The organism is Variovorax fucosicus (assembly GCF_030316825.1).
GTDB lineage: Bacteria > Pseudomonadota > Gammaproteobacteria > Burkholderiales > Burkholderiaceae_C > Variovorax > Variovorax fucosicus.
In genome coordinates this window covers 2,450,737-2,462,531 of record NZ_JASZYU010000001.1, presented here as the reverse complement: position 1 = coordinate 2,462,531, position 11,795 = coordinate 2,450,737, and the positions used below count along the sequence as shown (strand labels likewise).

General features: G+C 68.9%; 4 protein-coding genes. All 4 read right to left on the bottom strand.

The features are described 5' to 3' along the window. Positions 1–2 precede the first annotated feature (2 nt). The 4 genes from QTI05_RS11685 to katE all read right to left on the bottom strand — a co-directional run bounded on the left by QTI05_RS11685 (position 3) and on the right by katE (position 11,610). On the bottom strand, positions 3–5,375 hold the full coding sequence (locus QTI05_RS11685; RefSeq protein WP_286624558.1) for a two-partner secretion domain-containing protein: 5,373 nt from the start codon (positions 5,373–5,375) through the stop codon (positions 3–5). A 73-nt stretch (positions 5,376–5,448) separates the two neighbouring features. Then, positions 5,449–7,188, bottom strand: coding sequence for a ShlB/FhaC/HecB family hemolysin secretion/activation protein (locus tag QTI05_RS11680; protein ID WP_286624556.1), 1,740 nt, complete (start codon positions 7,186–7,188; stop codon positions 5,449–5,451). Between the two features lie 2 nt (positions 7,189–7,190). After that, positions 7,191–9,275 (bottom strand): CHAT domain-containing protein, encoded by a 2,085-nt coding sequence (locus QTI05_RS11675; RefSeq protein ID WP_286624554.1) that lies wholly within the window; start codon positions 9,273–9,275, stop codon positions 7,191–7,193. A 154-nt stretch (positions 9,276–9,429) separates the two neighbouring features. After that, positions 9,430–11,610 carry a catalase HPII gene (gene katE / locus QTI05_RS11670; RefSeq protein ID WP_286624553.1) on the bottom strand — a complete coding sequence of 727 codons (2,181 nt, stop codon included), beginning with the start codon at positions 11,608–11,610 and terminating at the stop codon, positions 9,430–9,432. Positions 11,611–11,795: the final 185 nt, after the last annotated feature.

The following is an 11,795-nucleotide window of genomic DNA, read 5'->3' as shown; positions in this document are numbered from 1 at the left end:
CCCTAGAAATCGGCGCAGCCGTTCTTGCGCTCGGTGTCGACGCAGTTCAGCAGGTTCGGCCGCGAGCGCACGCGCGACCATTCGCGCGCCAACACATCGCCGCCCTGCTGCGAACGGTCGCCGTCGAGCGGCCCGGTCGCCAGGCAGATCGGCGCCTGGCCGATGTTGCGGTCGTACAGGTAGGTGGTCGGCAGGTCGCGCAGCACATCGACCTTGGGCAAGTCGAGCGCCGCGCTCACGCGCAGCGTGCCGGGCACCACGTTGACCGCGTAGCCGGCCGCCGAACTGAAGCTGCCGTTGATCGGGTAGAAGCCCGGCAGGCTGTAGAGGCCGGCCGTGGTCGACAGCACGCCGTTGAAGCTCACGCCGGTGTCGCCCAGGATCAGGCCGCTGATGCTGTAGGTGAAGAACGGATTGGGAAAGCCGAACGGCCGCGTCGCACTGTTGGCGAACACCGTCGCCACCGGTTGCTGCGCATAGATGAAGTGGTTGTCGCCGGGCGAGACCGTGACCGTGCAGAGCCCCAGGTAGGCGCAGTGGTACAGGTTGGGCAGCAGGCCCGAGCCCGCCACGCCGCCGCGGCTTTCGCCCACCCAGGTGTCGGCCCAGATGCGCCACGGCGCGCCGCTCATGGTGTTGGGACCGAGGTTCTGGAAGCGGCCGGCCGCCACCAGGTCGGCGCCGCTGGTGCTGCTGACGCTGCCGTTGAGCGAGAGATCCTGGCTGAGCGTGCGCACGAACACCGTATCGGCCGACATCGAGGTGGCCGACAGCAACTGCGGCAGGTTGCCCGCCGCGTCGTAGCCGATCACCGAGGCCGAGCCGAGCGTCAGCGCGTTGGCGTCCACGTATTCGAAGCGTCCCGCCGCGCCGCCGGCGACCACTGCGACGTCGTTGCCCGCATTGCCCAGCAGCACACTGCCCCCGCTGGAACGCGCCAGCAGCGTGCCGGCCGCGATGTTGGCGCCGGCGGCCTGCGTGATGTTGCCGGCGCTCACCAGGCCGAGTTGGGTGGCCGACACCGGCGCGCCAAGCGTGATGTTGCCGCCCCCGCCGTTCTGCAGCGTGAGCGCCGAGCCCAGCGCCAGCGGGCCCACCACGTCGATGTTGCCGGCGTGCGCGTTGCTGCCGGCCACGAGGGTGGGCGCGCTCAGGCGCGCCAGCTCGGCGGCCGAGACTGCAAAGCCGAGGCTGGCCGCGCCACCCAGCGTGATCGCGTTGGCCGTGCGGTCGACCGCGGTGGCGGCATAGGCGTCCGGCGTGCCGGCCACGTTCAGGCCGCCGGGCCGCAGGTTGAGCACCGAAGCCGCGCTGACGGTGGCGCCCGTGGTGCGCGCACCGATCACCAGCGCGTCGGTGCTGCCGTCGTTCGACGCCCGCAGCACCACGTTGTTGCTGCCCACGATCTGGCCGCTGGCGATGGTGCCGAAGGTGCCGTTGAGTTCGGGCTGGATCAGCACGCCGGCGCCATTGCCCTGCGACTCGCCGGTGACGGTGATGTTGCCGCCGCCGGTGGTAGCGACGAGCGAGCGGCCTGCGAGCAGCACGCCGTTGCCGGAGACCGGCCCGCCGGCCAGGCGCACGCCGCTGATGTCGATGTTGCCGCTGGTGGTCTGCAACGTCGGTGCGCCGGTCGTGGCGAAGGTCGTGCCGCCGACCACCACGCCGTGCCCCGGCCCGGTGGTGCTGTTGGGTGTGTAGCTGCCGATGCCCGTGATCGCGATGCTGCCGCTGGTGGTGAAGATGCCGCCGCCCGAACCCGGTCCGACCGACTCGATCACCACGCCGCTGGCAATGGTGCTGCTGCCGAGGATGCCGACGTTGCCGGTGGAGGTGCTGATGCGCGTGCCGTTGATGTCCACGCCGGCCAGAACCTGCGCCGCGGTGCCGGGCCCGATGGTGCGGCCGGTCAGCTGCACGTTGCCGCCGGCGGCCAGGTTGCTGCCGCCGGTGAAGACGCCCGAGTTCAGCACCAGTTCCGTATTGCCGGCGCGGGTGTCGATCAGCGGGCCGTCGAGGCAGATGCTGCAGCCCGAGCTGGCGGGGTTGGCCCATGCGCCGTTCATCACCACGTTGCCGCCGTTGGTGTAGATCTGACCGCTGTAGCTGACCTGGCCGCCCCCGGTGGCCAGCCCGCCGCCGTTGGCATCGGCGTTGAAGACCACATTGAGCGCGCCTGCGGTCGGCTGTCCCAGCGGGGTGTAGGCGGAGATGGTGGTGCCGCCGTTGGCGCGGATGCTGCGGTGCGCGTCGAGCCGGAAGGTGCGCCCGGCCGCGCCGGTGTACAGGATGTTCGCGTCATCGAATGTAATGTCGCCCTGCAGCGGAGGACCGCCCACGCCGGTGGTGATGGTGACGTCGCCGTTGACCAGCGCCGCGTTGATGTCGCCGTCCTGGATCACCGAATCGGCCAGCGGCGCGAAAGGATTGCCGGTCAGGCTGCCGGTGGCAATGCCGGACACGATGTCGACGTTGTAGGGGTCGATCAGCCAGTTGCCGGCCTTGCCGCCAGGCGCGGAGGTGTTCACCCGTACGCCGGTCAGGTCGAACGCGCCGCCCGAGGTTTCCACGAAGCCGCCGTTGCCGCCGGCCGATCCGCCCTTGGCCTCGAAGCTGCCGTAGGCGCGCAGGGTGTTGTCGCCCAGCACGCGGATGCTGCCGCCGTTGCCGGTGGGCGAGAGCGCGTTGGCCGTCATGGCCACGTTGAAGTCGATGCCCAGCACGCCGCTGTTGGCGACGCCGTCGGCAGCGACGGCGCGGATGTCGAGGGTGCCCGCCTGCCCGGCGCCACTGGCATCCAGCCGGGCGTACGAAACACCTTCGCTGTTGTAGCCCTGAACCCGCACGTTGCGGCCGCTGATGTCGATGGCACCGCCGGGGCCGGTGGTGCTGGCCGTGCTGAGCAGCAGCCCCGGATTCTCCGGCGTGGAGCTTGAACAGCAGGCATCGAGGTCGACCGTGCCGGTGCCGCCCTGGATCGCGATGCGGCCGCTCTCGGCCACGATGTGCGCGCCCGAAATGCTGACCGCGCTGGCTGGCGTGAAGTCGAGATCCAGAACGGGCGCGCCACCCGCATCCTTGCTCACGAAAAAGGCCTGGCTGCCGGCCGAGCCGGTGATGGTGATCGACTTGCCCTTTCCGGCCGTGATGTCGACGCCGTCGATGTCGACGCCGGTGCCCTCCGCGTGGAAGCTGCCGGTGGGCACCTTCGCCGCGAGCGCAAGGAACTGCGCGTCCGTCGTCACGCCGCTGATGTCGCCGCCGGTACCGCTGATCGACACGTTGCCGCCGGTGACGATCGTGGTCGAGCCCATCGCCACGCCAACGCCGGCATCCATCGATGCACCGACGGGATCGCCCGCGTTCCACTTGCTGCCGCTGCCGATGATCGACACATTGCCGCTGGCCGAGGCAATGCGCGAGTCGGTGAAGGTCTCGCCGTCGTAGAAGCTGCCGGTCTCCACGCCGGCCGAGAAGATCCCGAAGCCGCCGCGGCCCTGCAGCGTGATCGCGCCCGAGCCGCTTCGAAGGTTGCTGCCCTGGATCGAAACGCCGGATCTGCCGTCGATATCGAGCACGTCTTCGCCGGCGATCTGCTGCGTGAACTGCCACGAGGCCCCTTCGCCGCGCAGGCTGATGCTGCCGCCGCCGGTGCAACTGGCCTCGGCCACGCCGCAGGTGGAGAGCGTGCTGCGGTTGACCTCGATGCCCGCGGTCTGGCGCACGATCGGATCGAGATCGACCGGGAACTCCTGCACCTGGCCGCTGACCGCGCGGCCGTTCACCGCGTCGCTCTGCCCGTAGAAGCGGATGTTGCCGCCGTTGGTCTCGATGGTCGCGTCCTGCAGCACGATCGCGCCGCGCGCCGGCACCGCGCCCACCGCCACCGGATCCGATGCAAGGGAGCCGGCCGCGTCCGCATTGAAGTCGACGGCCAGCGCGCCGGCCTTGGACTGGATCGCCGAGCCGGCGCGCATCTCGATGTTGCGGTTCGAGTTGACGGCCAGACGCGCGTTGCCGCCCTCGTTCTTCACGACCTGCGCGTTGTTGTCGAAGGTCACGCCCCAGCCGCCGACACCGCCCACCTTGGCGGCGCGGCTGGTGAGCGTGACGTCGGCACCCCGGCCGAGCGACTGGCCGATCACCTGCGCCGCGACCGTGCTGGTGCCGTCGACCTCCGGATTGCTGTCGGCGGCCTGCACCAGCAGGTCGGCGTTCGACACGATCTGCACCTGCCCGTTGGCCGTGCCGACAGCACCGCCGGCGCGCAGGTTCGCATCCTGGATGCGCAGCATGTCGCCCTCGACCTTGATCGTGCCGCCACTGGTGCCGGCGCCGCTGCCCGACACATCGAGCGTGCCGCCGACCGCGACCACGTTGTGGGCCGTGCCGCTGCCGAGGCCGGCGAGCACGATCTCGCCGTTGCGGTTCTGCAGCGAGCGTGCCTGCAGCGTGCCTTGCTGGTTGACCACGGTGGCACCCGGATTGGCCGAGCCCGCCATCAGGGCGATCAGCCCGCCGTCGGCCATGATGCGGCCGCTGACCGCGCCTTCGGGCGCCTTGGCGTCGACGACGTTGTCGACCCGCGCGTTGTCCGCCGAGTTGGTGGTGGGAATGCGGAAGGTGGTGAGGCCGTCGCCCACGGGGTCGATCACCACGACCTGGTTGCCGGCCAGCAGGCCGGCGCTGCCGCGCGCAACGTTGATCTCGCCGCGGTTTACCACCGTTGCGCCCATCAGCGCGATCACGCCGTTGCGCCCTTCGACACCGGTGGCGGTGAGGCGGGCGCCGGCTTCCACCGTCACTTCGCCGACGCCGTTGGCCGGCCCGGCAAAGCTGAGTTCACGCGCACCGGTGAGCGGGTTGAGCACGCCCCCGGCCATGAACGTGGCATTGCGTGCGTCCTGGTCGGAGCCAGCGATGTCGAGCGTGGACGCGACCAGCCCGCCCACGTTGACCTGCGCGGTCGGCCCGAACAGAACGCCCGCGGGGTTGATGACGTAGACGCGGCCCGGCGCCGTCAGCAGCCCGGCGATCTCGGAGCGCGGCCCGCTGTTCACCACCCGGTTGAGCAGCACGCTGCTGGCGCCCAGCTGCTGGTTGATGTTGACCTGGTCCTTGGCGCCGATCGAGAAGCTCTGCCAGTTGATGATGGCGCGCAGCGAACTCTGGTTGATGCCCAGTTGCTGGCCGCCGCCAGGCAGATTGGCGGGCGTGCCCACGGTGACGGTGCCGCCATTCAGTGGCACCGCGTAGTTGTTCCAGCTCGGCAGCACCTGCGCGCCGGCGGGCGCCAAGCCGATGCAGGCCAGCGACAGGGCCAGCGGGCGCAACCGGAGCCGGTGCGGCGCGGTGGCGGAGGGACGGTTCTTCATGCGGGCACTCCCTTCGTCCGTTCCGGATCGATGGCTGCTGTGTGGGGGACGGCTGACGGCGTTGCGCGCATGGCTAGAAACTCTTCTGCGCCTGCACGTAGAGCCTCGGATTGCGGCCGCCGCCGTCGGTCTGCGCCGGCCGTGTGCCATCGCGCCAGGCCAGCGTGGTGTTGATCGAGAAGTTGCCCGGCCGCGACCACGAAAGCCCGATGCCGTAGCCGCGCAGGCTGATGCTGTTCTCCGTGTCGAAGAGGGTCGGGCGGCGCGCGTGCTTGCCGCGGGCCGCGTCGTAGAACACGAAGGGCGTGAACTCGTTGTTCACCGACCAGCGCCATTCGACGGTGCCGATCAGGCCCTCGTCCACCAGCGCCTCGCTCGACGAATAGGCACGCACCGCGCGCGCACCACCGAGCGACAGCTTCTCGGAAGGATCGAGGTTCTTGCTGGCCCACTGCCCACCCACCGACACATACAGCGAGTGGTTCGGCACGACCGCCTGCAGCCGCGACAGCTGGAACGTCAGCTTGTTGAAACCGCCCTCGGTGCGGCGCCCGGCTTCGCTCTGGTCGAGCTGAAGGCTTTGCGTATCGCGGATCGACAGCGAGCCATGGTAGAGCGTGCCCGAACTGGCCCAGTAGCCGCCCCCCAGCACGTCGTCGCGGCGCTCCCATGTCCAGCCCAGCCCCAGCCCGCGCACGCGCTTCTTCGCGCTGAACTGGAACGCGTCCATGTTGTCGGTGAGATCCTTCAGATCGGCGCTGAGGCGCAGAAACAGGTTCTGCTGGCGCTGCCGGATCACCGGGTAGTTGAGCGACACGTCGAACACGTTGGCCCTGCCCTGCGCGCCGAGCTCCTCGAACTCGCCGCCGAGCTCGTAGCTGACGCGCGCAGCGCCGACACCAACGCGCAGGCCGCTGCCGCCCAGCGGCGCCTCGTAGGAAAGCCGCCCGAACTGGAGCGCGTTGTTGTTCGACACCATCACGCGCGCATCGAGGTTGTCGCCGATGCCGAACGGACTGAGCCAGCGCGCGGTGCCGCCGACGCGGTAGCGGCCCGACTCCTTGGTGCCATGGTTGTCGGCCTCTGCCGTGAACGCATAGCGCGGCGCTGCGGCGACCTCGACCGACAGGTCGGTGGTGCCGGTTTGCGTGCCTTCCTGCAGGCCCGACGACACGCGCACGCCGGGCTGGTCCGACAACAGCAGCATCGCGCGTTCGTAGCTCTGTGCATTGACCGCTTCGCCGGGCTGCAGCGGCGCGAGGAAGGCGCGCACGCGCTGCTCGCTGAGCGGCGCATCGGGCGCCACCAGCACGTCGACCTTGCCGAGGCGGCCTTCGATCACGCTGATTTCCACAATGCCGTCGCGCACGGTCTGCACCGGCACCACGGCGGTCGCCAGGAAGTAGCCGCGCTCCCGGTATTTGGCGGTGATGGCCTGGGCCAGCGCCTCCAGATCGCCGAGCGCAACGTCGCGGCCGATGTAGGGCTGGGTGATGGCCTGGAGGTCTTCGGCCGGCAGCGCCTGCGCGCCGTTCAGGCGCAGGTCGTTGAGGCGGAACCGGGTTTCCTGAGGCGGCGCCGCAGGCAGGTTCTGCGGCGTCACCACCGCGGCCTGGGCCAGCGGCCGGCTGCAGCCGTCGCAGCGGTTCTGGGTCGGCAGCAAAGTGGTCGCCGCCGCAGGCTCGGCGGCCTGCGCGCGCTGCGCCGCGATCAGCAGCAGCACGGTGCCGACCAAGGCGCCGGCGGCAATGGCGATCTGACGGGGTTGTGCGCGCAGTACGGCGGCGGTCCGGTGGTTCACTTGAGCTCGCATGTTCAGCTTCCTACCGTGAGGCGCCAGTTGCCGATCAGATTGAACGGAGCCCAGAAGAAGGGGTGGGACATGCTGGGGTTCTTCAACACCGCGAGTTGTCCGGCCTGCATCGCACGCTGGATGTCGCGGCCTTTGGAGAGCTCGGTGTAGAGCGTGCTCATCAGCACCGCGGTGGCGTCGTCGGACACCGGCCAGAGCGAAGCGATCAGGCTCGATGCGCCGGCCGACAGGAACGAGCGCGTGAAGCCGAGCACCTCGTCGCCCTGCGCGATCTTGCCCAGGCCCGACTCGCAGGCCGACAGCGTGACCAGCGCCCCACCCTGCATCGACATGCCGATGATTTCGTGCGCCTCGAGAAAGTTCTGCTTGCCGCCTTCGTTGGCCAGCAGGATGCGCGAGTACAGCGGGTCGACCTGGTCGGCCTCGGCATGCGCCGCCACGTGCATCAGCGGCGAGCGCGAGGCCACGTCGCGGAACTGCGTCTTCGTGGCGGCCGCGCCCATGTAGACGTTCTTGCGCGGGAACAGCTGCGCGATTTCGCGCACCTCGGTTTCGGCGCCGGGCAGGTCGTACTTGTCCTCGATGCGCGGATTGCCGAACGCGGTGAGCGATGCATCGATGCGCGGCGAGCGCTGTGCGAGCTGCACCGCGATGCTCATCGATGGCGCCACCGACACCGGGTAGGTTTCGATCACATAGCGGCCATCGAGCCGCAGCGCCTGGAACGGCAGGTAGTGCAAGGGCCCGTGCGGCACGATCACCAGGCGCTGGCCGGGCTGCAGCTTGAGCGGCCCCAGCAGCGCCGCGCCGAGCTTGTCGCCGTTGGCAATGGCCGTGCGGCGGCCCCGCACTACCGAGTTGCGAAAGCCCTCCACCAGCTCGGTGAGTTCGTCTCGCTTCACCGGAATGCTCTGGGCCTGGATGTCGGTGGGGCCGACCACCCAGACCTGCAGGCGGTCCGGCAGCGAATGGAACTGCACCACGCGCTCATCGGCCTTGAGCGTGCGCTGCAGCGTCGCCAGATCCACCGTTGCCGCGGCCTCGTCGCTCAGCTGCGCCCGGCCGCGCACCGCGTCGAGCAGCGCGCGCGAGCGGCTGCGCTCGCTGACTTCGAAGGCCTGGCGCGTGTCCCCCACATCGCTGTAGAGACCGACCGCGCGCTCGAACACCGACTGCAGGTCGGAGAACAGCCCCATCTTGAATTCTTCGCTGCGGAACTTGGCGCGAACTGCATCCACGCCGCTGAGCGCACGGCCTACAGCCTCGGCCGCGGCCTGCTTCTGGCCGAGGGCAAGTTCGCTGCGGCTGACACCGTCCCAGGCCCAGAGCTGGTAGTAGCCGGAGTCGGTGCCAACCTGGCGCGTGGTGAGCTGGCGGTACAGGTCGCGCGCCTCCGCCGGCTTCTTCTCGGCCAGCAGCAGCCTGGCGCGGGTGCGGTCGAGCTGGGCGGCGAGCGGTGCGTCTTTCGGCGCCGGCAGGGTGCCGAGCAGCTGGCGGGCGCGCGCGGCATCGCCGGATTCGATCAGCGCATTGATCAGCGACGACGTGACCAGCGGCGCATAGCGCTCGGAGCTGTTGGCCAGCGCGGTGTCGTAGCTGAGCACGGCCGCCGCATAGTCGCCGCGGCGCGTCTGCACGTCACCAATGACCTTGTTGACCGGCCCGACCACCAGCTTGGGCTCGCGCGCCGGATGGCGCAGTGCCTCGCGCGCAAATTCTTCCGCCTTGTCGAGCTGGCCCGAATAGCTGTAGACGATGGCCAGATCCCGGTTGGCCATGGCCAGCAGATTGGGGTCGCGCGTGGCGTTGGCCAGGTGCAGCGCCTTGCTGGCTGCGCGCACGCTCTGGCGGAACTCGCCGGCCTCCGCCAGCGCCACGGCCTGGCTGCAGTACTGGTAGCCCGAGAGCTTGACCGCATCCTGCGAATAAAGAATGGCGCCGTCGTTGGTGAGCGCGAGCAGGGTGTCGGTATCGGCCAGCCGCGCCTTTTCCTGTTTGCTCGCGGCGGCTTCCGCATCGGGTGCCGGCTGCGCAACAACAGCCCAGGGTGTGGCGAACAGCGCCGTTGCAATCACAAACCTCGACAACCAATCCATTCGACCCCCGCGGCGCAGGGCCTGCCGGCACGCGGTGCGTGCCTCTCAGACCTTGGCCGGAAAGTCTAGGAGGGGGGTCTGGTGCCGCCTACTTGCAAGACGGTCTAGCGCGAACGGCCTAAGAGGATCGAGCGAAGGCTCAAGCTCAAGCCGGTACCGCGTCGATGTTGGCGCGATCCCAATGCCGGTGCTTCGCGATCGCGGCCACGAAGGCATGCGCGATCTGTTGTGCTGCGGTGTTGTCGCCAAGGTTGGTGACCGGCGTCGCGGCCACCACCACGCCCGCGGGCGCGCCCTTGGCATCGGCGCCGATACCGAGCGTGGACAGCAGACCCGCGCCCTCGCCCACGGTGCAGATGGCCTTGCAGTGCTTGTAGGCCTCCAGCACGAAGTGCACGGCGTCACCGTTGCGAACCAGCGCCGCCACAGCCTCCTTGCCGCCCGGCACCAGCACCGCATCGAACATCACCGACGGCGTGTTCGCGAACGTGGCGTCGACGTCGACCTGGCGCTTCGACGCGCTGGTCACGCTGCCCAGGCGCGGGCCGACCACCTTGCACTGTGCACCGGCCTGCTCGATGGCCTCGCGGATCGGCTTCAGCGAGGCGGAGTCGACGCCGTCGGCCACGAGGATCGCGACCTTGCGCGTGCGCACCGACCCATCGCCGGTATCGGCCATGCTGAGCGCGGGCGATTCCTCGACGGCCATGGTGATCCGGTGGTCGCGAAAACCAGCCCGACCGGCAGCGGCCTTCGCATCGGGCGCGCCGATGCCCAGCGACTCGGCCACGCGGCGCGCGAGCTTCTCGTCGACATGGGCAAGGTTGTCGACCATGCGCTGGCGGATCGCCGGCACTTCGAGCTTCGAGAGTTCGAAACGGAACGCCGCAATGATGTGCTCCTTCTCGGCTGCGCTCTGGCTGTTGAAGAACAGGCGCGCCTGGGTGAAATGGTCGTCGAACGACGGGCTGCGACGGCGCACCTTGGGCGGCTCGAGTTCTTCAGGGAACGACTGGAAGCCGCCGCTCGAACCATCAACGCGGAACTCGCTGCCGCTGCCGAGCGAGTTGGGTTCATAAGCCACCTGGCCGCGTGCGATGGTCTGGCGGTGCATGCCGTCGCGCTGGAAGTTGTGGAATGGGCACACGCTCTTGTTGATCGGCAACTCGTGGAAATTGGCCCCCCCGAGCCGCGAGATCTGCGTGTCGGTGTAGGAAAACAGGCGCCCCTGCAGCAGCGGGTCGTTCGAGAAATCGATGCCGGGCACCACATGGCCCGGATGGAACGCGACCTGCTCGGTCTCGGCAAAGAAGTTGTCGGGGTTGCGGTTCAGCACCATCTTGCCGATCTTCTGCACTGGCACCATTTCTTCGGGGATCAGCTTGGTCGGGTCGAGCAGGTCGAAGCCGAGCGAATGCTCCTTGTCCTGCGGAATGATCTGCACGCCGAGTTCCCATTCGGGGAAGGCGCCGTTCTCGATTGCTTCCCACAGGTCGCGACGATGGAAATCGGCGTCCTTGCCGGCGATCTTCTGCGCCTCGTCCCAGACCAGGCCATGGATGCCGAGCTTCGGCTTCCAGTGGAACTTGACGAAGTGGCTTTCACCGCGCGCGTTGACGAAGCGGAAGGTGTGGACGCCGAAGCCTTCCATCATGCGCAGGCTGCGCGGAATCGCACGGTCGCTCATGGCCCACATCAGCATGTGGGTGGTCTCGGGCATCAGCGAGGCAAAGTCCCAGAAGGTGTCGTGGGCGCTTGCCGCCTGCGGCATCTCGTGGTGCGGCTCGGGCTTCACGGCGTGAACCAGATCCGGGAACTTGATCGCGTCCTGCACGAAGAACACCGGGATGTTGTTGCCCACCAGGTCGTAGTTGCCCTGCTGCGTATAGAACTTGACGGCGAAACCGCGCACATCGCGCACGGTGTCGGCCGAGCCGCGCGAACCCGCCACGGTCGAGAAGCGGACGAACACCGGCGTCTTGACGGCGGGGTCTTGCAGGAAGTCGGCACAGGTGAACTGCGACATCGATTTGTAGACCTGGAAGTAGCCGTGCGCCGCCGAGCCGCGTGCATGCACCGCGCGTTCCGGGATGCGCTCGTGGTCGAAGTGCGTGATCTTCTCGCGCAGGATGAAGTCTTCGAGCAGCGTGGGCCCACGCACACCCGCCTTGAGCGAGTTGTGGTTGTCGGGAATCTGGACGCCCTGATTGGTCGTGAGACGCGCCGCGGGTTCGGCGGTGTAGCCACCGAGTTGTTCCTGCTTGGCATTGGCTGCGTCACCGGTTTTGGGACGGCGCCCGGCCGCTGCCTTGTTTTGTGGCGTCATGAAAAGCTTTCGATGGGAAGGGTGCCTTGCAGCGAGCCACCATCTTCGGCCTCGGGTCGGCCAAAGCCCGTAGTGAGCGGGCCCCGCGTACTGTCAGGGGCGTGAGCCGCAACGAGTAGGAGCCGGCCGACGCGCGAGCGCCGGCGACCTACGCGAGATCGGGGTGGCACTCCTGCCCGAACAGC